Below are 21,775 nucleotides of genomic sequence, written 5' to 3'. Positions count from 1 at the left end.
CATCGCTCTGCCGCTATGCGCTGACTAGATTCTCATCGCGCCGTCCAGCTCCAGTATGCGGCCACTGAAATAATCGTTTTCAAGAATGTAAGCCACCGAGTGGGCGATTTCGTCGGGCTTGCCCATACGCTTGAGCGGGATGGCCGAGGTCATTTTCTCAAGTGCCTCAGGGCGCATGCTGCCGGTCATTTCGGTTTCAATGAACCCAGGTGCCACGCCCGCCACACGGATTCCGTAGCGTGCCAGTTCCCTTGCCCAGGTAACCGTAGCGGCGGCAACACCGGCCTTGGCTGCCGAATAGTTGGTTTGTCCGATATTCCCTGCCCGTGAAATCGACGAGATATTGATGATCGCGCCCTGACTCTTCTGCTCGATCATCTTCGCTGCTACCTCGCGCGTGCAGAGGAATACGCCGGTCAGATTGACGTCAATCACCGATTGCCATTGCGCCAGGCTCAGTTTGGTCATCACGCCATCCTTGACCTTGACCAGCAGGCCGTCACGCAAAATACCGGCGTTGTTGACCAGGCCATGAATGGCCCCGAAATCCTCGGCGACCTTATTGACCGTGTCGACGACCTGTTCTTCATTGGCGACATTGCATAGATAGGCGCGAGCCTTGACCCCGAGCGCCTCACAGGCTACGACGGCCTGATCAAGTTTGTCCTGATTCAGGTCCAGCAGTGCCAGGTTCGCGCCCTTGCCAGCCAGATATTCGGCCATGGCTCTGCCTAGCCCCTGGCATCCGCCGGTGATAATTATCAGCTTGTCTTTCAATTCCATGTGCGTGCCCAATCACAGTTGATCGTTTCCATGGCATCACTGGCTTGATGCGAGTGCTTATGCCATAGCCAGAGCACGTTATAGGCTGTTTTCGCCCGTTCGTCTCGCCTCTGCCACCCAGCCCTGAAATACACCGATACACGTTTGTGAAGCCCAGGTTCAGCTGACTTATGCGCATAATTAAGCTGTTACCCAAGCGCAGGGAGCTTGAATTAACGACCTTCTGACATCACATACGGTCTACTCGGAAGGCATTCTTCCCTTGAGGAACTCATTTGATGCGTGTTTTTTTGCTGCTGTTCTTATTATTCCCGGTACTTGAGCTGTTTCTGCTGGTTCGTGTCGGGATGTCCATCGGCTTTCTCTGGACCTTCCTGCTGGTCGTCGCGACGTCGATGCTGGGCTTGTTCGTCATGCGGGTAGCCGGTTTTGCAACGGCGCTGCGTGCGCGCGAAAGTCTGGCGCGTGGCGAGCTGCCTGCCCAGGAAATGCTCGAAGGCCTGATGGTCGCTGTCGGTGGCGGTCTACTGCTGTTGCCCGGCTTCATCAGTGACATTCTGGGTGTGATCTGTCTGCTGCCGATTACTCGTCGTCTGCTGATCAACAAGGTTCGTCGCCGTGCAGAGGATCAGGCTATGCGTCAGCGCGCCTTCGCCGATGATCTGCAGACTCAGGCCAATCAGGGACCTGCCAGCCATCGCCCCAATGCCATTCACCAGCCGACCCGCGAGCCGGATGTGATCGAAGGCGAGTTCGAACATCGCGACAAGTAGCCGTTACACCCCCGGCAGCGCGGCACCTTCGGGTGCCGCGCCCGTTTTGGGGTGGCAATTGGGTTGTAAAATTTTTTTGCCCAAGACTTGTAATCACTTTGCCCGCCCTTATGTATGGGTCACCGCAAGGTTTCTGGCATGAAGGCCAGACCGTATTCTGCGGTTCGCGCGTCGAACCGTAACCGGCAAGTCCGGATTTAAACCGGCCGGTGCACTCACCGGACGATCAAACAAACATAATCAGGAGATCGACAATGAAGCTTCGTCCTCTGCATGACCGCGTCGTAATCCGTCGCAGTGAAGAAGAAACGAAAACTGCCGGCGGTATCGTTCTGCCAGGTTCGGCTGCTGAAAAGCCTAACCGTGGCGAGATCGTTGCTGTGGGTACCGGCCGCGTGCTGGACAACGGTGAAGTACGTGCGCTGGCTGTGAAAGTGGGTGACAAGGTTGTGTTCGGCCCTTATTCCGGCAGCAACACAGTGAAAGTAGACGGCGAAGACCTGCTGGTGATGAGCGAGAACGAGATTCTTGCTGTCGTCGAAGGCTGAGTGCTCCCGCTGATTTCCGTTACTACAAAGTATTCAAGGAATAATGATCATGGCTGCTAAAGAAGTTAAATTCGGCGATTCTGGCCGCAAAAAAATGCTCGCCGGTGTAAACGTCCTGGCTGACGCAGTTAAAGCGACCCTGGGCCCTAAAGGCCGTAACGTTATCATCGAGAAAAGCTTTGGCGCTCCGCTGATCACCAAAGACGGTGTGTCGGTTGCCAAGGAAATCGAGCTTAAAGACCGTTTCGAAAACATGGGCGCGCAGCTGGTCAAAGACGTTGCCTCCCGTGCCAACGACGATGCCGGTGACGGTACTACTACTGCTACCGTTCTGGCTCAGGCTATCGTCAACGAAGGCCTGAAGGCTGTCGCTGCCGGCATGAACCCGATGGACCTCAAGCGCGGCATCGACAAGGCGACCATCGCCATTGTTGCCGAGCTGAAGAAGCTGTCCAAGCCATGCACCGACACCAAGGCTATTGCCCAGGTCGGCACCATCTCGGCCAACTCCGATCACTCCATCGGCGACATCATTGCCGAAGCCATGGAAAAAGTGACCAAAGACGGCGTTATCACCGTTGAAGAAGGTTCGGGTCTGGAAAACGAGCTGTCTGTTGTAGAAGGCATGCAGTTTGACCGTGGTTACCTGTCCCCGTACTTCATCAACAAGCCGGACACCATGGTTGCCGAGCTGGACAGCCCGCTGCTGTTGCTGGTCGACAAGAAGATCTCCAACATTCGCGAAATGCTGCCGGTTCTGGAAGCAGTCGCCAAGGCTGGCCGTCCTCTGCTGATCGTTGCCGAAGACGTTGAAGGCGAAGCGCTGGCCACTCTGGTTGTCAACAACATGCGCGGTATCGTGAAAGTTGCAGCCGTCAAGGCTCCAGGTTTCGGCGATCGTCGCAAGGCCATGCTGCAGGACATCGCTGTTCTGACTGGCGGTACCGTTATCTCCGAAGAGATCGGCCTGAGCCTGGAAACCACTACCCTGGAACACCTGGGTAATGCCAAGCGCGTCATCCTGAACAAGGAAAACACCACCATCATCGATGGTGCTGGCGTGAAAACCGATATCGACTCGCGTATCTCCCAGATCCGTCAGCAAATCGGCGACACCAGCTCGGACTACGACAAGGAAAAACTGCAAGAGCGTCTGGCCAAGCTGTCTGGCGGCGTTGCAGTGATCAAGGTCGGTGCCGGTTCCGAAGTCGAGATGAAAGAGAAGAAAGCCCGCGTTGAAGACGCCCTGCACGCAACCCGCGCAGCCGTTGAAGAAGGCGTGGTACCTGGCGGTGGCGTGGCACTGGTTCGCTCCCTGCAGGCTATCGAAGGCCTGAAAGGCGACAACGCTGATCAGGACGTCGGTATCGCTCTGCTGCGTCGTGCAGTCGAAGCGCCTCTGCGCCAGATCGTTGCCAACTCCGGTGACGAACCAAGCGTTGTTGTTGACAAGGTCAAGCAGGGTTCGGGTAACTTCGGTTACAACGCTGCTTCCGGCGAATACGGCGACATGATCGAAATGGGTATCCTTGACCCGGCCAAGGTGACTCGTTCTGCTCTGCAGGCGGCGTCCTCCATTGCCAGCTTGATGATCACCACCGAAGCGATGATCGCTGACGTGCCTGAAGACAAGCCAGCAGGCGGCGGCATGCCGGACATGGGCGGCATGGGTGGTATGGGCGGCATGATGTAAGCCGGCTTTACCCCGAAAAGCTACACCCATAAAGAACCCCGCCTTGTGCGGGGTTTTTTTGTCTTGCTGTTCCGGATCAATCAGTGCGTCGGTTGTACTTTGCTGTTATCGAGGCCCTTGGGTTCGGGGCGGTAAAGTACAAAGTAGTAAACCCCCAGACAGATCAACCAGCAAAACACTGCAGTCCAGATGTTATGGGAAAAGAAGTGCGCGCCTTGCAGCATTCGGCCGATAGAGAACACTGTTCCCAAACCGAAGGCCAGGGCCAGCCCCATTTTCGCCATTCTCGGGCGGCGGTCGCGCAAGGCGAAGAACAGGGCAAACAGGGTAAAACCGGTGGCCGCATGACCTCCCGGCCAGCAGCGACCTGGCTTGTCGGTGGCGGGGCGCGGGCTCAACAGTTCACTGTAGGTTTCCTGGCCGCCGAACTCGGTCAGGCTCCAGGGGCATTGCACCGAGGTCACCACTTTTACTGGTGTCACGAAGGCGGTTGAAAGCGCCATGGACAACACCAGACAACCCAGTTCTCTGCGCCACGGGATCAGGCGTTCTACCTTGAATGACGCGGCAAAGCCGATCATCGCCAGTACGCCGAAAACCATCACCAGTTGTTTGGCGCGGTCGTGAAGGACGTCTTCCAGAAAATAGCTATGCCTGCCAATGAATTGCCCACTGACGGGATCGAAGGCAAGCCTGGCGATGTCCATGTCCAGCGAAGTCAGCTCAAGGAGTACGAGGATCAGCGCGACAACAGCGGGGATACCCAGATAAATCCATGGATTTATTGAGCGAGAATAGGGTGGGGCGACGGTTTTCGACATATCGAATCCAGATCGGTGAAAGGCATGCCGCTATCATTGTGTGCGACGGTTTGTCTCAAAGTGTGTCATGTGCTTTGTAAATCATAGGTGAAAAAATCGTCATGCCATATCGGCGCTGGCCCTGACGCTCACTTCGTCTTAAGCTGCGCCAGCCCAAACTGCATATGAGAGTGCGTTATGCGAATTCTTCTGGTTGAAGACAACCGCGACATCCTGGCGAACATGGCCGATTACCTGGGCATGAAAGGCTATACCGTCGACTGCGCTCAGGATGGCCTCTCAGGACTGCACCTGGCAGCCACCGAGCATTACGACCTGATTGTCCTCGACATCATGCTGCCGGGCATCGACGGCTACACGCTGTGCAAGCGTCTGCGCGAAGATGCCCGTCGCGATACCCCGGTCATCATGCTGACCGCACGTGACCAGCTGGACGACCGTCTGCAAGGCTTCCGCTCCGGCGCTGATGACTACCTGCTCAAGCCGTTCGCCCTGTCCGAACTGGCCGCGCGCATCGAAGCGGTGTTGCGCCGTGCCCAGGGCGGCGGACGGCGTACCTTGCAGGTCGCCGATCTGGTCTATGACCTCGACACCCTTGAGGTGACGCGTGAAGGCCGGATGCTCAAACTCAACCCGGTCGGGCTCAAACTGCTCGCCGTCCTGATGCAGAAAAGCCCGCATGTATTGCGCCGCGAGATTCTGGAAGAGGCTCTGTGGGGCGACGACTGCCCGGACAGCGACAGCCTGCGCAGTCATGTGCATCAGTTGCGTCAGGTGATCGACAAACCGTTCGGCAAACCGCTGTTGCAGACCGTGCACGGTGTGGGCTATCGCTTGGCCGAGGGCCGGGATGGAGTTTAAACAGAGTCTTGCCCAACGGATCATCATTGCCTTTGCATTGATGAGTGCACTGGTCGCCGGGTCTTTCGCCATCGGCATTATTTCCACTGTCCATCTGGTCGAAGAAAAACTGATTTCTGCCGGTCTTGGCGGCGACCTTAATCGCCTGATGCTGATGGACAGTGTCAGTGACTGGAGCCACCGGCCCAAGCCCGATCAGTTGTTCTATTTCAGCAACGGTCCGGGCGATTTCGATCTGCCCAAAGACCTTCGGCACCTTGAACCCGGTTTTCATGAGGTCTTCCGTGGGCCACTGTCGTACCACGCCATGATCGAGGTGGTAGACGGTCGGCATTACGCCCTGCTTCAGGACCAAAGCGATTTTGAAGAGCGTGAGCGGGTTTTGTTCGCTGTCGTGCTGGTCGGTTTTGTTCTGGCGTTGGCGCTGGCGGTATTTCTCGGCTGGGTATTGGCCCGTCGAGTGATGGCACCGGTAGTGCGTCTGGCCAGACAGGTTCGTCACCGTGACCAGTTGCTGGGGCTGGCACCGCCACTGGCACCTGACTACGCCGCTGATGAGGTCGGCGAGCTAGCGGTGGCGTTCGATGCAACGCTGGGGCGTCTGAGGCAAGCGTTGATTCGTGAGCGCATGTTCACCAGTGACGTGAGTCACGAGCTGCGCACCCCATTGATGGTACTGGCCAGCTCCTGCGAGCTGCTGCTGGAAAACCCTGCGCTCGACCTGCGAGGGCGTCGTCAGGTCGAGCGCATTGGCCGCGCCTGCGAAGAGATGCGTGATCTGGTGCAAACGTTCCTCATGCTCGCCCGCACCCAGCGTGAAGACCCGGCCATGACGCCCAAGGCCACGCTGGTCGGAGTGGCCGAGCAGTTGATCTCTCAATGGCGTGATCCGATAGAAGGCAAGGGGCTGCAACTGACCTACACGCCACCTGCCGATGACCAGCTTTCCGAAATTCGTTACAACGCGACCTTCCTCCATGCCGTGATGGGTAACTTGCTGCGCAACGCGCTGCACTACACTGATTACGGATTCATTGCGCTGACCCTGCACGCCGAAAGTTTCACCGTGGAAGACAGTGGCGTCGGTATTCCCGAGGAAAAACGCGAGGCCATGTTCGAGCCATTTGTACGTGGTAACGAGCAGCGCGGGGAAGGCCTGGGCCTTGGTTTGTCACTGGTGCAGCGCATCTGCGCCAACCAGGGATGGAGCGTCGATCTCACGCCCATGGAGCCACACGGTTGCCGGTTCGAAGTGACATTGAACCTGAACAAAACCTGACGTTCATTTTCGAGCAGATCCACCTCAGTGTGTGACGGTAAATCGACTGCACTTCGTCGATAAGTCACACACGGCGTCTAACTCTCTGTAAAATCTAGAAACATCTGAAGTATAGAGGTAACAATATTTTCACATTCAGATGACCTGACAGTGACAGCGGTGCCTTTAGTTTGGCCCGCATCAACGTCAGGAGCAGCTCTCATGAGCGACCGCATAGAACTCGAGTTTTCCCGCAAGTACGACAAGTCGCATGCTCGTCAGTACCTTGAAAAGCATCAGGACGGTCTTTGGCGCAAGTTGTCGCATCATCGCGATGAACAACTGGCGAGAAAGGCGCTTCACCTGGCCGGTGACCCTGGCCTGGTGCTGGATCTGCCTTGCGGCGCGGGGCGTTTCTGGCCATTGTTGGCCGAGAAACCGAACCGCTCGATCATCGGGGCTGACAACTCCGCAGACATGCTCAGCACCGCTTGTGCGTCACAGCCTGCAGAAGTTGTGAAAAGGGTACAACCTTTGCAGACATCTGCCTTTGACATCGACCTGCCTGATAACGCAGTAGATAGCATCTTCTGCATGCGCCTGCTGCACCACGTCGGTCAGTCAAGCGACCGGATGGCTCTATTGCGTGAGTTCCAGCGCGTAACCCGGGACAGTGTGATTGTCTCATTATGGGTCGACGGCAATTTCAAAGCATGGAAGCGTGCACGTCTGGAGAAACAGCGTCTCCAGAAAAACGGGCAGGAAAGTTACCAGAATCGTTTTGTGTTACCGGTTGCTACCGCAGAATCCGAATTTGAACAGGCAGGATTTCGTATCCAGAACCGAATGGATTTTCTGCCGATGTACGCCATGTGGCGTGTCTACGTCTTACGTAAAAGGTAAACAGATGGGTTTGCAGTCCTTGAAAGAGCCAGTTGTGAACTCGGTGCAGGATGAGTTCAACCATTTCTGGAGTCAGCACGGCGAATGGGTTGAAGAACCCAATTCCCGTCGAGGTGGAGAAAGTGGTGTACAGCGGCTCACGATGGACAACGGGCAAACGCTTTATGCCAAGCGTCAGACAGGGCATATATACCGCAGTTTGCTGCACCCTTTGGGGCGACCGACTGTATTGCGTGAGCGTGAAGCGCTTGAAGGTCTGCGCAAGCTTGGCGTAGTCGTGCCGGAAGTGGTGTTTTGTGGTGCCGAGCGCGGCGAGGACAATGCCTGGCGGGCATTGCTGGTCACGGTTGCGCTGGAAGGTTTCGAAGAGATAGAAAAGTGGCAGGCTGGCGGAGGACGCGAGCGGCATGGCGAGCTGTTCTATGAGCTCGTGCTCAAGGAAGTGGCGGCCACCCTGGCCCGCATGCACCTTGGCCGCTGGCAGCATAGCTGCCTGTATATCAAGCACATATTTGTACGTGTGACCGGTGAGGGGCCGGATGCCAAAGTCGAGGTTGCCTTGCTGGACCTCGAAAAAGGCCGGCGTCGCCTGACAGCCCAAGGGGCGGCCCAGCATGATATGAAACAGCTACGACGCCATTCGTCATTCAGCGCTGCAGACTGGCAAAAGTTGATCTACTTTTATCAGGCAGCGTTTGGCAGCTCTATCAAAGGTTTAGAGTCATGAAGCTAGAAATGGCAAGAGGTCTGTTTATCTTCGGTGCATTGGCAATTGCCACCGTCGCAGTGGCAGCGCTTGAACAACCGTCTACCCAGATACTCACGACACAGCACGGCGAGGGATATTGCCCGTTGCCGCGTGTGGCCAAGAGTCTGGTGAGCGTGCAGCCTGATCATGACCTGTTGCTGTTCATGTACAGCCTGGCGCAAGGGGCTGGGGTGAGGAACTGAGGCGCTTTGCTGCCTGACTTCTGACTATCCTGCTTGAGCCAGATGAAGGTGGTTGTCCCACAGCCCTGCTGGCAGGTCCAACGGTTTGGCCAGCAGTTGCGCTTTGCGACAATCATAGAAGCGGCAACGCCCTTGGCCCGAAGTCACGATAAACCCGTCGGCTACCGCACCCACGCCTGCGCAGTCTGGTAGCGGCGCATCCAGCTTCAATGCACCGCTGTCCAGATCCCAGATAAAGAACCGGTTGCCACGCGGCGCTGTCAGGGCTACCAGGCGCAGATCACTGTGCACTGCAACGCTTGCAGTGTAATGAGCCATCGCCCGCAGTTGTTCTTCTGCCACCGGAAAGGCCTGAAAGGGCTGCCCCGGCCGTTTGATTGCCAGCAACTCGGCTACTTCGTGGCTGTCGCCCATGAACTGCTGGCCTGCCACGATGGTGCCGTCGCTGGCGATGCCCATGTGACGCACGCTGTTCATCTGCTGGGAAAGAGTCTCCTTGCTCAGCAATATACCGTCACGCTGCATGATCACCAGGCTGGGCTGCATGGCATTCAGGTTCATCTCTACCCGGCTTTCCGCTTCGGTGCGAATACCGCCGTTCGCGACTACCAGCGTTTCGCCATCCGGCATCCACGAAACCTGATGCGGACCGATACCGTGCGTAGGAATTTCAGCCGAGTGCACCAGTCGCTGATCAACGAATCGATAGACGCCCAGTAGCCCTCGGCCTGGGTCAAGGGTGTCGTTTTCCGTCGCATATAGCCATTCGCCGTCGCGGTGAATCACCGCATGACCATAGAAGTGTCGGTTCGGCTGCGAAGCGATGGTTTGCAGCAAGCGGCCATCGCGCAAATCGATCAGATAGCTTTCAGTACCTGGACGACGTGCGATGAACACCGCAATCGGCAGGTCGGGATGATTGATGATGTCGTGGCAGCGCTGGCCCACCTGGGTGGCAAATACCTGCGTTCCGTCGAGCCGGAAACCCACCGCGTAGTGTTTGCCTTCGCCATCGTCGCGAGCGGAGAGCAGCAGAGGGGGTGCGTCTTTTTGCCTGAACAGCGTCCAGCCGCCCAGCGTGAAAGCGCTGAGCAAGAGACTGCCGAGGGCCATGGCCTGACGTCGCAACATCACGTGTACCTCTTGATCAATCGCCGTCGTTGGCGTTGAAGCCCAACTGAATGCCCAATGCCTTGGCCAGCTCGCCTTCATGCAGGCGGTGCACCGCATTGAGGCTGTCGTAGAACGCATTGAGCTGCTGACGTCCTGCTTCGGTGGCCAGCAGGTCGGCGAGCGGCGGCTTGAGTTCCGACAGTAATTTGCGGCTGGTAGCGTAGGCCGCATCGATTTTGTCAGCCAGCGGTTTCTGCTCGGCGGGCAGCAAGCTGCGCAGGCCCTTGTTGTCGACACCGGTCCAGACCGTTTCGGCGCTGATCAGGCTGGCTTCCAGGCTGCTGAGCGACGATTTGCTGCGCCATGCATCTGCCTGGAAGGGTTGCGGCTGGCCCTTGCTCTGGCGACCCAGTGGCGTGCCCAGTTTCTTCTTCAGACTGTCGAGGGCCGTGACCTGAACCCGCAGCAGTTCGGCGATGGCTTCATGAGAATCTGCGTAGCGCTGGTTGGGGAATTTGCTCAGTTGCGCAAGCATGCCGTCGGTACTGTTCCAGCTGCTGAGGATTTCCTCGGCAAGCTGCTTTTGACGCTCGCCGATTGCCATCAGCAGCGGGCAGTAGCGGGCTTTCTGTTCGGCGTTGGCCATGTCGATTTCCGCGTCGAACAGAATGTATTCGTAAGCGGACAAACCTTGCACCACGACGCTGGCCTTGGACAGCTCCTGAGCAGTGATCTGCGGCTGTGCCGTCACCAGTTGCTCGACCTGCCGGCCAACCAGGTTCTTCTTGTCTGGCCAGAACTGTATTTGCCAGGCGCGATTGCCCTCGGCCAGAGGGCCGATCAGCAGCGGTTGCAGCTCGGCCCAGGTCTTCTGCGCCTTGAGAAAGTCGGCGCGTGCTGTGGCCAGATCAGTCTTGCCCTGACAGAACGCCAGTGCGCTGGTTGCCAACTGACGATCAGCATCGACCCAACGGCTGTAGGTCGGCAGGATTACCTGTTTGGCAATGGCTGCGGACGTGACCGCCTGAGGGTCGGATGGCGAGCAGGCACCCAATGCAAGCGCCGCAAGGCTGGTCAGCAACAACTTGGGTCGGAACATGTCCGGCTCCTTATTTTATTTTCGAAAGATGATTTTGAAAAAATAATGTTGAACGAGACGATTCTGGAATGGGAGCAATCATAACGAATTCAGAAACGCCAACAGCGCTTCACGCTGTTGCGCGTCAAATGCAAGAACCTGCCGCTGCGCTGCCTGGGCTTCGCCGCCATGCCACAGTATCGCCTCAAGTACATTGCGGGCGCGACCATCGTGCAACAGTTGGGTGTGCCCGCTCACCGTGCCGGTCAGGCCAAGCCCCCACAGTGGGGGCGTGCGCCACTCGCGGCCAGTGGCCTGGAACTCGGTACGGTTGTCGGCCAGCCCTTCGCCCATGTCGTGCAGCAGCAAATCGCTGTAAGGGCGAATATCCTGATTGGCCAGCTCAGGTTCGGCAGCGTCGCTACGGGTCTTGAACGAGGGCGTGTGGCATTGCTGGCAACCCGCCTGAAAAAACAGATTCTTGCCCGCCAGCACCTGAGGGTCATCGACCTTGCGGCGTGCCGGAACCCCCAGGTTGCGTGTGTAGAACTCCACCAGACGCAGGATGTTGTCGCTGACCTCCGGCTCGCCGTTCGGGCCATTGCCGTTGGGCGCTGCCAGGCAATCGGTCTGGGCTGGCGTGCAGTCATCAAAGCGGCGCAGGCTGGTAGTCAGCCCCATGTCGCCGGAAAAAGCGTGCACGTTCTGCTGATTCAGGTTGGGTTGCCCGGCTTTCCAGCCGAATCGGCCCATGACGACTTTTTGCTGTGCATCGTCCCAGACCCAGTTTGGGCGTCCCGATATGCCATCGGCGTTCTTGTCATCCGGGTCGGCATTGGCAAGAATTGCTTCATCGGCAATCGCCTCAAGCAACCCCAGCCCGATCATCGGCGGGGCTATGCGCGCCGAGATGTGGGTATCGGGGTGCATCGGTCCGTAACCCAACTGGGTGATTCGGAGGGTCGGCTGGCGCAGCTCGACTGAGGTGCCATCGCGAAACTCGACCGCCAGCGCATCGTACTCGACCCGCACCTTGCCCTCGGGGGCCACGCCGGGGTTCGACATGTCCTGCAACTGCCCACCGTAAGTCGGCTCAGGCAGCACGCCATTGCGCTGCACAAGATCGGCGTAGGCCGGGTCATCAGGAATCGACAGCCTGACCAGCATCGACACGGCGTTGCTGTCGCCAGTTTCTGGCGGATGACCACGACCGTCCTTGATGTGGCAGTTCTGGCAAGCGTTGGTGTTGAACAACGGCCCAAGCCCGTCGCGAGCGGTCGTGGTCGATGGCGCAATCACCCACGGACTGCGGAAAAAACTGTTGCCGACACTGAAGTCCAGCCGCCGCACGGGCGACAAGTTGGCCGAGGGCATGGAAAAGGCATTCTGATCGCTCTTCCTGACCGTCGCACTGCCTCCGGACAAGGCTTCTCCCGGCTCGGCATGAGTGAAACGCGGGGCGTCATCGCATGCACTCACGGCCAGAGTCGTAAGCAAGGCGAGGGATAGACGGAGCCGCGTACTCATACACATCCTGCAACGAGGCGAAAATCGGGGCGTGCAAGCTTATCAGCCTCGTGCGGTTTGAATAAGAGGGATTATCGTTTGCCCGCTCTGACGTAATGCGTTGTTACGAATCTCTGAGGCTGGTCCGGTCCCGGCATTTTTGCCTATGCTGCACATGTCGAAGCTGACAGCACACACAGACAACATGCCCAGCAGAGGCCACATCAATGGATAACCCGGAAAACAGCGCGCTCGTGACCACAATCGAGACGCTGGAAGCGCTCTATGGCCCGATTGCTCCTCCTTCCATGATCAAGGAAGTTGACCATATTCACGCGGTCTACCGGCCCTTCATCGAGTCGGCACCCTTTGTTGTGCTGGCCTCTGCCGGGTCTGATGGCCTTGATGCGTCTCCGCGTGGCGATCAGGCGGGCTTCGTGCATATCGAGGACAGCAAGACGCTTTATCTGCCTGACCGGCGCGGCAACAACCGCATCGATACCCTGCGCAATATCATCAGCGACCCACGCGTCGCGTTGCTGTTCCTCATCCCTGGCGTGGGCGAGACCTTGCGGGTCAACGGAACAGCGCAGATATCGGTTCAGCCCGAACTGTTGTCGCGTTTTGAGGTGAACGGCCAACTGCCCAGGTCAGTGCTGCGCATCTCCGTGACCAGCGTGTACTTCCAATGCAGCAGGGCAACCATCAGGTCCGGTTTATGGGATGCAACCCGGCACATCGAACGCAGCACGCTGCCGACTGCCGGGCAAATACTAAAAGCGGTTTCGGCCGAGCAGATCGACGGTGACGCCTATGACAAGGCTTTGCCGGGACGCATCGCGGATACGTTGTATTGAAGCTCCGGGAACTCGCTTCTGTAATGGTCAGGGCTCAGCAGTTGAAAGCAACGCATATCGGTCAGGCATAAAAAATGCCGGTCAGCGAACTGACCGGCATTGGTTGTTACCGCAAACAGTACCTGTCAGAACTCGTGATCAGCGTTGTCCGGGTTCAGGTCGGTGATGCCGAGCTTGCCAGCGGCCTGTTCGATAGCCCCCGTCTGTTTGACCAGCGCAGCAATGGCGTCACGCACCACTTGATTGCCTGCCGTGTTGCCGGCAGCGATCAACTGGTCGAAGTGCTCACCCTTGTTGGCGTGATCAACGATGACCTGTAGCTTGGCCTGGGTGTCGTCCAGATCGGCGCGCAAGGTGGCGTCGGTGGCAGGGTCTACCTTGGCAACCAGAGACGAAAGGCTCGGGCCGCTGACTTTGCTGCCATCGGTGCGCGTGTATTCGCCCAGGTAAACGTTGCGAATACCCTTGCCGTTGTAGAAGTGAGAGTTGTGCGTGTTGTCGCTGAAGCAGTCGTGTTCGTCTTCGCTGGAGTTGGCTTCCAGTGCGACTTTCATACGCTCGCCCGCCAGTTCACCCAGCGACAGGCTGCCCATGCCGAAGAGCATTTTGCGCAGACCGCTTTCGCCGGATTCGGCTTCCAGCGTGGCGCGGTAGTTGTCGGCAACGCCGGCCTTCCAGTTGCCGGACATTTCTTCCAGATCGCTGACCAGCAGATCGGTAACAGCCTTGAGGTAGGCGCGGCGGCGGTCGTTGTGGCCGCCGGTCGCACCGGCGCCTTCAAGGTAGTCACTGGCTGGACGAGCCCCGGCACCAGGGCCGGTGCCGTTCAGGTCCTGGCCCCACAGCAGAAATTCAATGGCGTGGTAGCCGGTAGCAACGTTCGCTTCGGAACCGCCCAGCTCGTTCAGGCTGGCGAGTTTTTCGGAGGTGATCTCCTTCACGTCGACCTTGTCTTCGCCGACCTGAATTTCGGTGTTGGCGATGATATTGGCAGTCGCGCCCGGGTTGCCCAGCGCGTGCTGGTAATCCTTGGCGACATAGTCGATCAGGCCTTCGTCCAGGGGCCAGGCGTTAACCTGTCCTTCCCAGTCGTCGATGATGGTGTTGCCGAAGCGGAAAACCTCGCTCTGCATGTAAGGCACACGCGCAGCTACCCACGCATCCCGTGCGGCTTTCAAAGTTTCATCGTTGGGTTTTGCCAGGAATGCGTCGACGGCGGTGCTCAGTTTTTTCGCACCAGCTTCGGCGTCGTCGAACACCGCAGACACCATGTTGGCGTAATTCGCGACCACAGCCTTGGCCGCCGCGTCGTCAGTCTGGGCGGCTGCGGCCGGAGCAGGGGCAGCAGGCGTCGCCGCGGGAGTCGCAGGAGCAGCGGCTGGCGCGGGTGCCGGGGCGGCAGCCTTGTCCTTGCCTTCGCCACAACCGGCGAGAGAGATAGCGATGGCCAACAGACTAGCGGTTGCCAGAGGCATACGAATCATGACGGAATCCTGCGTCGATAAAGTTGATGGCGGGGTGCGCCCAGAAAATCTGCGACATGATGCGAAAGATTTGCATTCGATGTAAAGGCAAAACGCCTTTGCGGTCGTGTTCAGGTATTCAGCAGGTTGTAACAGTCGGTTTCAAGATGGCTCGAAAGAGCACTGCCGTTCAAAGGCTGGCGGCGTTACGCTCTCTCGACTGTTTCAGGTAGGCCAGCAATTCCCGACCGGGCAGCGGCTTGCTGTACAGGTAGCCCTGGCCTTCGTGACAGCCCTGAGTGACGATATAGGCTTCCTGCTCTAGCGTCTCCACACCCTCGGCGATGACCTGCATGCCAAGGCTTTTACCCAGCTGGATAATGGCCCGCACGATGGTGGCGTCATCGTCGTCGTCAATCAGGTCCTGAACGAAACTCCGGTCGATCTTGATCTTGTCCAGCGGCAGGCTTTTCAGGTAACTCAGCGACGAGTAACCGGTACCGAAATCATCAATGGCGATCAAGGCGCCGGAGCGTCGCAGGCTCAGCAGGTGCTGGGCGGCGGTATTGATATCTTCCATCAGGCCGGTTTCGGTCACTTCCAGTTCCAGGCTGCGCGGTGGCAGGCGGTAGATCTGCAACAGGTTGTTGACCACGCGCGGCAGTTCCGCGTGATGCAGTTGCACGGTCGACAGGTTGACCGCCATGCGCAAGTCGGTGAAGCCTTGATCAAGCCATTCGCGTAACTGGCGGCAGGCCTGATCAAGCACCCATTCGCCGATGGCGATGATGGTGCCATTCTGCTCGGCCAACGGGATGAATACATCCGGCGGCACCAGACCATGCTCTGGATGTTGCCAGCGGATCAGGGCTTCCACGCCAACGATGCGGTGATCGCGATAGCTGATCTGCGGCTGATAGACCAGGTACAACTGATTGCCCGGCAAGGCTTCGCGCAGATCTTTTTCGAGTTCACGACGGCGGCGCATTTCGCTGTCGACGCTGGCGATGTAGAACTGATACCGGTTACGCGAGCGGGCTTTGGCCAGCGTCATGGTCTGTTCAGCTTTTTGCAGCAGTTTCTCGGTGTTGTCGCCGTCTTCGGGAAATAGCGTGATGCCAATGGTCGCTCGTAAGCGGATCTGCTGTTCACCGACTATAAACGGGGCCTCCAGCTCATCCAGAATATTCTGCGCCAGCTCTGCTGCCTCATAGGGTTGCTCGATTTTGGCCTGCACCAGTGCAAACTGATCGCCGCCCAATCGCGCCAGAGCGCCGAGTCGCCCGCTGTGGGCGCGCAGCCGGTCAGCCAGCGCGAGTAACAGTTGATCGCCTGCCTGATAGCTGAACTGTTCGTTAATACCTTTGAAGTCATCCAGGCCAACGCAGAGAATCGCGACCCGGTGCTGCTGACGCCCCGCATCTTCGAGAATTCTGTCCAGACCGATCTGCAACTGAAGCCGGTTGGGCAGGCCGGTCAGGAAATCGTATTGCGCCATGCGCTGCAGATTGTTCTCCGCCTCGTGGCGCAGATAAGTGTGGCGCTCGATGGAGGCCAGCAGCTGGTTGGCGGTATTGACCCAAATCCCCAGTTCGTTTTTCTCGTGGCCTTTGAGCAATGGCAATTGGTGTTCGCTGGGGCGGTCGGGGTTGATCGCGATCAGATGTTCGATGATTTTCGACAGTGGCCTGGTCAGCAACCAGTGATAGACCAAGTACAACACCAGCCCCATTGCCAATGCACGCAATACACCAGCGATGAAGATGATTGCGGCATTGACCAGAAAGCTTTCGCCGTAATTGGCAGTGTCCAGCGTGATACGCAGGTCGCCGTAATACTCGCTGTAGGGGCTGCGACCGACCAGTTGCGTGGTGAAGCTGCGCTCCTGGCCGAGGATAAGGTCTGTCAGCCAGCGGGTTGGAGAGCTTTTCAGCGGGCGGTCTTTTTCTGCGAGCAGGCTTTCGTTGGGGTGTCCTATCGATGCCCTGCGTACCGCGTCGTCCTGAAACAGGCCTTCGATGACCTGCATGCCCATTTCGCGGTCCAGGCTGTAAACGGCCTGCGTGGAGGGATCGCGGAACATTCCGAGAATTCGTTCGGCATCGTTCGCCACGGCCTGACGCGTCTTGTAGGCGTCGAAAACGATTTGCGCACAGCTTAGTACGACGCCTACCAGCAGCGCCGAAAGCAGTACGACGCGCAGCAACTTTACCGAAAGGCTATTCTTGAGTTCCAGCTTCAATGGCCGTTCCTTAGTTCGTGTCTGAGGACATATCGCCCTATGACCCTCGAAAAGCCAGATCCGACCGTCGTGACGTGGTCAGAAACGGTGCGTCTGGCTGATCTTCGCGTTCCTTGCACCTACTGGCCCAAGCCACCTGAGTGTGTCGGGTGGCCAGGTGGGTAACTTGAGCAGAACACTGTAAAGAATTACGTCGTGATGCGAGTCAGCTAGCGTTTTCTGACAATACACAAAGTAACAGCGACAGGCGAAAAAACATTTGCTGTTCACCTGACTGGCAGGTCGAAGTCTGACGCCGTTTATTAAACACGAATCTGGAAAGACTACAGGTATAAACCTGGAGCATAAAAAACCCGGCGCGAGGCCGGGTTTTTCGATGAGGCTGGAATCAGGCTGCGAATTGCTTGGCCACGAAGTCCCAGTTCACCAGGTTCCAGAACGCTTCTACGTACTTAGGACGCAGATTGCGGTAGTCGATGTAGTAGGCGTGTTCCCACACATCGCAGGTCAGCAGCGGGGTGTCGCCGCTGGTCAGCGGGTTGCCGGCACCGATGGTGCTGGCCAGAGCCAGAGAGCCATCAGCCTTCTTCACCAGCCAGCCCCAGCCGGAGCCGAAAGTGCCGATGGAAGTCTTGCTGAACTCTTCCTTGAACTTGTCGAAGGAACCGAACGCCTTGTTGATGGCTTCGGCCAGAGCGCCGGTAGGCTCGCCGCCAGCGTTAGGGGCCAGGCAGTTCCAGTAGAACGTGTGGTTCCAGACCTGAGCGGCGTTGTTGAAGATACCGCCCGAGGAGGTCTTGATGATTTCTTCCAGGGTCTTACCTTCGAACTCGGTGCCTGGCACCAGGTTGTTCAGGTTCACGACGTAGGTGTTGTGGTGCTTGTCGTGGTGATATTCCAGAGTCTCCGCAGAAATGTGCGGCACCAGAGCGTCTTTGGCGTAGGGCAGTGGCGGCAATTCAAAAGCCATGGTTTATCTCCTTTCAGGTCAATTGCGGTAATCGCACGGCCGATCACGGGCGGCCAGATACAGCATGCACCGGGAGTTTTACTCTTTTGCGGCGCAGACCCCGGATCATAGCACCGGGTCTGCGGCTTAACCACGCAACAACTGTGTGGGATAGAGGTTCCAACGCGTTTGACCTGGAGGTCATGAAACCCGTCAGGCTGAGCGGATCAACTGAAAGGCCACGCTGAACATCATCACGGCGATCATCACGTCCAGCATGCGCCATGTGGCGGGGCGGGCCAGCCAGGGCGCGAGCCATGCCGCACCTAGTGCCAGGCTTGAGAACCACAGCAGCGAGGCGCTGGCAGCACCGGCCACGTACGCCCCCGGCACGTCCTGTTGTGCCCCGAGCGAGCCAATCAGCAGTACGGTGTCCAGATACACGTGCGGGTTCAGCAAGGTAACGGCCAGCGCACTAAGCAACACCGTGCGCAGCGATCTTTTGCCAACGGCTGCGCTGTGTTCAAGGCTTTGCCGCGAGCACGCGCGCCGCAGTGCCTGCAGGCCATACCAGCTCAGGAATATCACACCGCCCCAGCGCGCTACCGCCAGCAATGTCGGGTTTTGTGTGAGCACATTGGCCAGTCCGAAGACGCCTGCCGCTACCAGAATGGCGTCGCACACAATGCACAGCAACGCCACGGGCACGTGATGTTCACGGCGCAGGCCCTGAGCGAGTACAAAAGCGTTCTGAGTACCGATAGCCATGATCAGGCCTGCCGCGATCAGCAGGCCATTAAGGTAGCTTTGCCACATAAAGACGTTCCATTGAGCAGATTCAGATGGCGATTCTTATGCGTTGAGCGCTATAAGGAAAACAAATAATACTCATCGCTCATTAGGAAAACTGATGTTCGACTACAAATTGTTATCTGCATTGGCGGCTGTGATCGAGCAAGCCGGTTTCGAGCGTGCCGCTCAGGTGCTGGGGCTGTCTCAATCTGCGGTTTCGCAGCGCATCAAATTGCTGGAGGCACGCATTGGTCTGCCGGTGCTGGTGCGCGCGACGCCACCGAGCCCGACCGACATCGGACGCCGCCTGCTCAATCATGTACAGCAGGTCCGTTTGCTGGAGCGCGACTTGCAGAGTCAGGTGCCGGCGCTGGATGAAGAGGGCATGCCCGAGCGTCTGCGAATCGCCTTGAATGCCGACAGTCTGGCGACCTGGTGGGCACCGGCCATCGGCGCGTTTTGCACGCAACACCGGCTGTTGCTGGATCTGGTTGTCGAAGATCAGGACGTAGGGCTCAAGCGCATGCGTGCAGGCGAGGTCGCGGCCTGCCTGTGTGGCAGCGAGCGTCCGGTGGCCGGGGCGCGCAGCCAGTTGCTGGGGGCCATGCGCTATCGGGCGCTGGCCAGTCCCGCGTTCATCGCCCGCCATTTTCCGGACGGTGTCAGCCCGGCAAATCTGGCCAGATCGGCAGCACTGGTGTACGGGCCGGACGACCTTCTGCAGCATCGTTATCTGGCACTTCTTGGCGTTCAGGACGGCTTCGAGCATCATTTGTGCCCGTCGTCCGAAGGTTTCATACGTATGATCGAGGCCGGGATGGGCTGGGGCCTGGCGCCCGAGTTGCAGGTGCGCGACCAGTTGCGCAGCGGCACTCTGCTTGAATTGCTGCCGGAGCGCTGCATCGATGTGCCGTTGTACTGGCACCATTGGCGCAATGGCGGACAGCTCTTGACGCAGCTTACCGAACATCTTGCGCAACATTCGGCCGATTGGCTGGTGCCGCTGAGCGAGGAATGATCGTCAACATGATCATGTGTAATCCATGCAGGCAGGGTTTTCCCTTTTCTGCAGATGCGTTAACGGAGCGGTAAATGAAGATTCTGGTCACCGGCGCGAGCGGCTTCATCGGCGGACGCTTTGCGCGTTTTGCCCTTGAGCAGGGCATGAGCGTGCGGATCAATGGCCGTCGTGCCGAAGGTGTCGAGCACCTGGTCAGGCGTGGCGCCGAGTTCATCCAGGGCGACCTTGCTGACCCTTATCTGGTGCGGGCGCTGTGCGATGACGTGGAAGCGGTGGTGCACTGCGCAGGCTCCGTCGGCCTGTGGGGACGCCGCCAGGATTTCATGCAGGGCAACGTGCAGCTTACCGAAAACATCGTCGAGGGCTGCCTGAAACAAAGGGTGCGAAGGTTGGTTCATCTTTCGTCGCCCTCGATCTACTTTGATGGCAAATCGCACCGCGGCATCAAGGAAGAGCAGGTGCCCAAGCGTTTCCATAATCACTATGCGGCGACCAAATACCTGGCCGAGCAAAAGGTCTTTGGTGCCGAAGAGTTCGGTCTGGAAGTGATCGCCCTGCGGCCGCGCTTCGTCACTGGCGCGGGCGACAACAGTATTTTCCCGCGTTTGCTGCACATGCAGCGCAAGAAGCGTCTGTCGATTGTCGGCAACGGTTTGAACGTGGTGGATTTCACCAGCATGCACAACCTCAACGAAGCCATGCTGAGCAGCTTGCTGGCAACCGGCTCGGCGCTGGGCAAGGCCTACAACATCAGCAACGGCACGCCGGTCCCGCTGTGGGACGCAATCAATTATGTGATGCGCCAGATGCATCTGCCTCAAGTCACCCGTTATCGTTCATACGGACTGGCCTACAGTGCCGCAGCAATCAACGAGGGTGCCTGCCTGCTGTGGCCGGGCCGACCTGAACCTACCCTGTCAAGAATGGGCATGCAGGTCATGAACAGGGATTTTACGCTTGATATCAGCCGCGCCAGGCATTATCTGGATTATCAGCCTCAGGTCAGCCTGTGGACAGCGCTGGATGAATTCTGCGGCTGGTGGCAGGCACAGCACGCAATCTGAATGCGGTAGTGGCACAGTGAGATTGGTTACGCGCTGTTGTTATACTGCCCGACTTTGGTTTAACAGCTTCCTGAAGGGTTATTCATGCGCAACGATCCATACGACGACGTCGATGACGTTCCCAGCCTGAGCGCCAAGGACGACGATGACGACTTCGCGCCGGGCAATGGTGCACGCGAACGCACCACGGTCTATTCGCGTACCACACCGGTGGTCAAGGTAAAGGGCCCGAGCACCGGACCGCTATGGGCGTTGGTCGGCGCGCTGTTCATTGCCTTTTGCGGTCTGGGCTGGTGGAGCTTTCAGCAGGTCTCCCTCATGGAACAGCAATTGGTGGCCACTCAGGAGAGCTTTGCGCGCATCAGCGAAGAAGCGGCGGGACGCCTGCAGGATATTTCCGGCAAAGTCGTTGCGACCGAGGCGCTGTCCAGCGATGGCGAGGCGCTCAAGCAGCGCATCAAGCTGCTGGAAGCGCAACTGGAAGATCAGGACAAACAGCGCGAGGGCGTTGAAGGCCAGCAGGGCAGTCTCGACAAGCGCCTGGAGCAGATGGCCGCGCAAACCGCCCAGCAGCACATTGAAAGCGCGCAGTTGCAGGAGCAGCTCAAAAGCGTCGTCGCTGAGCTGACCACGCTGAAAGCCGCGCTGCCCGATCTGAAAACCGCACAGGCCGATCAGGGCAAGCTGGATGCGCAAATCAAAAGCGTGGCAGCCGATGTTGCGACATTGAAGAAACAGGGCAACCCGTCGGCTGCTGTCGAGCGCCTGGAGCAGGACCTGATGGTCCTCAAAAGCGAACAGGAAAACCGCCCGGCCCCGTCAGCAGAGGCCAATACTGCCGAGTTCGACGCGTTTCGTGCTCAGGTCACCCGCAATATCAATACCCTCACCAGCCAGATCCAGAATCTGTCGCAACAGCTCAACGCGCGTCGTTGAAGGCAAGACTTGCCGGCGGCTGTCCATAGCAGATAGCCGCTGGCAAATTTCCTGACATTTTTTTTTGTACTCGTTAAATAGATATGTACTTGCCAATAGAAGGAAGGCTTACGCTTGCCTGGCTGTTAACTAAATTGGAGTTTCAACAATGAATGGAATCAAT

General features: G+C 58.1%; 21 protein-coding genes. 12 read left to right on the top strand and 9 right to left on the bottom strand.

Annotation, left to right across the window (positions count from 1 at the left end; translation table 11 throughout):
* Positions 1-24 precede the first annotated feature (24 nt).
* A complete protein-coding gene (locus RYA97_RS12145; protein ID WP_002555025.1) occupies positions 25-783 on the bottom strand; it encodes an SDR family oxidoreductase in 759 nt (252 codons plus the stop codon).
* A gap of 278 nt (positions 784-1,061) precedes the next feature.
* Between RYA97_RS12145 and RYA97_RS12140 the strand changes: the two genes are divergently transcribed.
* From RYA97_RS12140 to groL, 3 genes are all read left to right on the top strand, one after another.
* Positions 1,062-1,556: an FxsA family protein gene (locus RYA97_RS12140; protein WP_002555024.1), complete on the top strand. Its 495-nt coding sequence runs from the start codon at positions 1,062-1,064 to the stop codon at positions 1,554-1,556.
* A gap of 254 nt (positions 1,557-1,810) precedes the next feature.
* Positions 1,811-2,104: a co-chaperone GroES gene (locus RYA97_RS12135; RefSeq protein WP_003304675.1), complete on the top strand. Its 294-nt coding sequence runs from the start codon at positions 1,811-1,813 to the stop codon at positions 2,102-2,104.
* A 49-nt stretch (positions 2,105-2,153) separates the two neighbouring features.
* A complete protein-coding gene (gene groL, locus RYA97_RS12130; protein ID WP_002555022.1) occupies positions 2,154-3,797 on the top strand; it encodes a chaperonin GroEL in 1,644 nt (547 codons plus the stop codon).
* A gap of 80 nt (positions 3,798-3,877) precedes the next feature.
* Here groL and RYA97_RS12125 read toward each other — a convergent pair whose 3' ends face one another.
* Positions 3,878-4,618 carry a phosphatase PAP2 family protein gene (locus RYA97_RS12125; RefSeq protein WP_004666171.1) on the bottom strand — a complete coding sequence of 247 codons (741 nt, stop codon included), beginning with the start codon at positions 4,616-4,618 and terminating at the stop codon, positions 3,878-3,880.
* 177 nt (positions 4,619-4,795) lie between these two features.
* Here RYA97_RS12125 and colR point away from each other — a divergent pair, with 177 nt between their 5' ends.
* The 5 genes from colR to RYA97_RS12100 all read left to right on the top strand — a co-directional run bounded on the left by colR (position 4,796) and on the right by RYA97_RS12100 (position 8,591).
* Positions 4,796-5,479: a two-component system response regulator ColR gene (gene colR, locus RYA97_RS12120; RefSeq protein WP_002555020.1), complete on the top strand. Its 684-nt coding sequence runs from the start codon at positions 4,796-4,798 to the stop codon at positions 5,477-5,479.
* Entirely contained in the window at positions 5,469-6,758 is a 1,290-nt protein-coding gene (locus RYA97_RS12115; RefSeq protein WP_002555019.1) for a sensor histidine kinase, read from the top strand. The genes colR and RYA97_RS12115 overlap by 11 nt, the downstream gene beginning before the upstream one ends.
* A gap of 201 nt (positions 6,759-6,959) precedes the next feature.
* Complete coding sequence (locus RYA97_RS12110) at positions 6,960-7,640, top strand: class I SAM-dependent methyltransferase (RefSeq protein WP_002555018.1); 681 nt, start codon at positions 6,960-6,962, stop codon at positions 7,638-7,640.
* 4 nt (positions 7,641-7,644) lie between these two features.
* The gene (locus RYA97_RS12105) at positions 7,645-8,367 is read left to right on the top strand and encodes a lipopolysaccharide kinase InaA family protein (protein WP_002555017.1); all 723 of its coding nucleotides are present in this window, start codon (positions 7,645-7,647) and stop codon (positions 8,365-8,367) included.
* Positions 8,364-8,591, top strand: coding sequence for a hypothetical protein (locus tag RYA97_RS12100; RefSeq protein ID WP_002555016.1), 228 nt, complete (start codon positions 8,364-8,366; stop codon positions 8,589-8,591). Before RYA97_RS12105 ends, RYA97_RS12100 begins: the two co-directional genes overlap by 4 nt.
* Positions 8,592-8,615: 24 nt before the next feature.
* Here RYA97_RS12100 and RYA97_RS12095 read toward each other — a convergent pair whose 3' ends face one another.
* From RYA97_RS12095 to RYA97_RS12085, 3 genes are all read right to left on the bottom strand, one after another.
* Positions 8,616-9,722 (bottom strand): DUF1513 domain-containing protein, encoded by a 1,107-nt coding sequence (locus RYA97_RS12095; RefSeq protein WP_117140071.1) that lies wholly within the window; start codon positions 9,720-9,722, stop codon positions 8,616-8,618.
* 16 nt (positions 9,723-9,738) lie between these two features.
* Positions 9,739-10,803, bottom strand: coding sequence for an imelysin family protein (locus tag RYA97_RS12090; protein WP_005779024.1), 1,065 nt, complete (start codon positions 10,801-10,803; stop codon positions 9,739-9,741).
* A gap of 78 nt (positions 10,804-10,881) precedes the next feature.
* On the bottom strand, positions 10,882-12,309 hold the full coding sequence (locus RYA97_RS12085; RefSeq protein WP_054079024.1) for a di-heme oxidoredictase family protein: 1,428 nt from the start codon (positions 12,307-12,309) through the stop codon (positions 10,882-10,884).
* Between the two features lie 206 nt (positions 12,310-12,515).
* Between RYA97_RS12085 and RYA97_RS12080 the strand changes: the two genes are divergently transcribed.
* Positions 12,516-13,145 carry a pyridoxamine 5'-phosphate oxidase family protein gene (locus tag RYA97_RS12080; RefSeq protein ID WP_004656445.1) on the top strand — a complete coding sequence of 210 codons (630 nt, stop codon included), beginning with the start codon at positions 12,516-12,518 and terminating at the stop codon, positions 13,143-13,145.
* Positions 13,146-13,270: 125 nt separating this feature from the next.
* On the opposite strand, the gene RYA97_RS12075 is transcribed toward RYA97_RS12080, so the two are convergent.
* The 4 genes from RYA97_RS12075 to RYA97_RS12060 all read right to left on the bottom strand — a co-directional run bounded on the left by RYA97_RS12075 (position 13,271) and on the right by RYA97_RS12060 (position 18,615).
* Positions 13,271-14,629, bottom strand: coding sequence for an imelysin family protein (locus tag RYA97_RS12075; RefSeq protein WP_004666167.1), 1,359 nt, complete (start codon positions 14,627-14,629; stop codon positions 13,271-13,273).
* Between the two features lie 169 nt (positions 14,630-14,798).
* On the bottom strand, positions 14,799-16,850 hold the full coding sequence (locus RYA97_RS12070) for a putative bifunctional diguanylate cyclase/phosphodiesterase (protein ID WP_117140073.1): 2,052 nt from the start codon (positions 16,848-16,850) through the stop codon (positions 14,799-14,801).
* Positions 16,851-17,238: 388 nt separating this feature from the next.
* Positions 17,239-17,820 (bottom strand): superoxide dismutase [Fe], encoded by a 582-nt coding sequence (gene sodB, locus RYA97_RS12065; protein WP_003313497.1) that lies wholly within the window; start codon positions 17,818-17,820, stop codon positions 17,239-17,241.
* A gap of 192 nt (positions 17,821-18,012) precedes the next feature.
* On the bottom strand, positions 18,013-18,615 hold the full coding sequence (locus tag RYA97_RS12060; protein ID WP_005779032.1) for a LysE/ArgO family amino acid transporter: 603 nt from the start codon (positions 18,613-18,615) through the stop codon (positions 18,013-18,015).
* 94 nt (positions 18,616-18,709) lie between these two features.
* Here RYA97_RS12060 and RYA97_RS12055 point away from each other — a divergent pair, with 94 nt between their 5' ends.
* The 3 genes from RYA97_RS12055 (at position 18,710) to RYA97_RS12045 (ending at position 21,612) form a co-directional block, all read left to right on the top strand.
* Positions 18,710-19,609 (top strand): LysR family transcriptional regulator ArgP, encoded by a 900-nt coding sequence (locus RYA97_RS12055; RefSeq protein ID WP_005779034.1) that lies wholly within the window; start codon positions 18,710-18,712, stop codon positions 19,607-19,609.
* Between the two features lie 74 nt (positions 19,610-19,683).
* Entirely contained in the window at positions 19,684-20,676 is a 993-nt protein-coding gene (locus RYA97_RS12050; protein ID WP_004656428.1) for an NAD-dependent epimerase/dehydratase family protein, read from the top strand.
* 84 nt (positions 20,677-20,760) lie between these two features.
* Positions 20,761-21,612 carry a hypothetical protein gene (locus RYA97_RS12045; protein WP_005740999.1) on the top strand — a complete coding sequence of 284 codons (852 nt, stop codon included), beginning with the start codon at positions 20,761-20,763 and terminating at the stop codon, positions 21,610-21,612.
* The last annotated feature ends 163 nt before the right edge of the window (positions 21,613-21,775 follow it).

Source organism: Pseudomonas syringae group sp. 26L6 (assembly GCF_032587815.1).
GTDB lineage: Bacteria > Pseudomonadota > Gammaproteobacteria > Pseudomonadales > Pseudomonadaceae > Aquipseudomonas > Aquipseudomonas amygdali.
The sequence above is the reverse complement of the archived record's forward strand: the minus strand, read 5'-3'. Positions and strand labels throughout refer to the sequence as shown.

What these genes read in the sequence shown, in the direction of transcription:
- RYA97_RS12055 (WP_005779034.1), top strand. Translation starts at nt 18,710, where the DNA reads ATGTTCGACTACAAATTGTTATCTGCATTGGCGGCTGTGATCGAGCAA.
- groL (WP_002555022.1), top strand. Translation starts at nt 2,154, where the DNA reads ATGGCTGCTAAAGAAGTTAAATTCGGCGATTCTGGCCGCAAAAAAATG.
- RYA97_RS12105 (WP_002555017.1), top strand. Translation starts at nt 7,645, where the DNA reads ATGGGTTTGCAGTCCTTGAAAGAGCCAGTTGTGAACTCGGTGCAGGAT.
- RYA97_RS12075 (WP_004666167.1), bottom strand. Translation starts at nt 14,629, where the DNA reads ATGATTCGTATGCCTCTGGCAACCGCTAGTCTGTTGGCCATCGCTATC.
- RYA97_RS12045 (WP_005740999.1), top strand. Translation starts at nt 20,761, where the DNA reads ATGCGCAACGATCCATACGACGACGTCGATGACGTTCCCAGCCTGAGC.
- RYA97_RS12090 (WP_005779024.1), bottom strand. Translation starts at nt 10,803, where the DNA reads ATGTTCCGACCCAAGTTGTTGCTGACCAGCCTTGCGGCGCTTGCATTG.
- RYA97_RS12095 (WP_117140071.1), bottom strand. Translation starts at nt 9,722, where the DNA reads ATGTTGCGACGTCAGGCCATGGCCCTCGGCAGTCTCTTGCTCAGCGCT.
- RYA97_RS12085 (WP_054079024.1), bottom strand. Translation starts at nt 12,309, where the DNA reads ATGAGTACGCGGCTCCGTCTATCCCTCGCCTTGCTTACGACTCTGGCC.
- RYA97_RS12110 (WP_002555018.1), top strand. Translation starts at nt 6,960, where the DNA reads ATGAGCGACCGCATAGAACTCGAGTTTTCCCGCAAGTACGACAAGTCG.
- RYA97_RS12060 (WP_005779032.1), bottom strand. Translation starts at nt 18,615, where the DNA reads ATGTGGCAAAGCTACCTTAATGGCCTGCTGATCGCGGCAGGCCTGATC.
- RYA97_RS12125 (WP_004666171.1), bottom strand. Translation starts at nt 4,618, where the DNA reads ATGTCGAAAACCGTCGCCCCACCCTATTCTCGCTCAATAAATCCATGG.
- sodB (WP_003313497.1), bottom strand. Translation starts at nt 17,820, where the DNA reads ATGGCTTTTGAATTGCCGCCACTGCCCTACGCCAAAGACGCTCTGGTG.
- RYA97_RS12080 (WP_004656445.1), top strand. Translation starts at nt 12,516, where the DNA reads ATGGATAACCCGGAAAACAGCGCGCTCGTGACCACAATCGAGACGCTG.
- RYA97_RS12115 (WP_002555019.1), top strand. Translation starts at nt 5,469, where the DNA reads ATGGAGTTTAAACAGAGTCTTGCCCAACGGATCATCATTGCCTTTGCA.
- RYA97_RS12135 (WP_003304675.1), top strand. Translation starts at nt 1,811, where the DNA reads ATGAAGCTTCGTCCTCTGCATGACCGCGTCGTAATCCGTCGCAGTGAA.
- RYA97_RS12140 (WP_002555024.1), top strand. Translation starts at nt 1,062, where the DNA reads ATGCGTGTTTTTTTGCTGCTGTTCTTATTATTCCCGGTACTTGAGCTG.
- RYA97_RS12050 (WP_004656428.1), top strand. Translation starts at nt 19,684, where the DNA reads ATGAAGATTCTGGTCACCGGCGCGAGCGGCTTCATCGGCGGACGCTTT.
- RYA97_RS12100 (WP_002555016.1), top strand. Translation starts at nt 8,364, where the DNA reads ATGAAGCTAGAAATGGCAAGAGGTCTGTTTATCTTCGGTGCATTGGCA.
- RYA97_RS12145 (WP_002555025.1), bottom strand. Translation starts at nt 783, where the DNA reads ATGGAATTGAAAGACAAGCTGATAATTATCACCGGCGGATGCCAGGGG.
- colR (WP_002555020.1), top strand. Translation starts at nt 4,796, where the DNA reads ATGCGAATTCTTCTGGTTGAAGACAACCGCGACATCCTGGCGAACATG.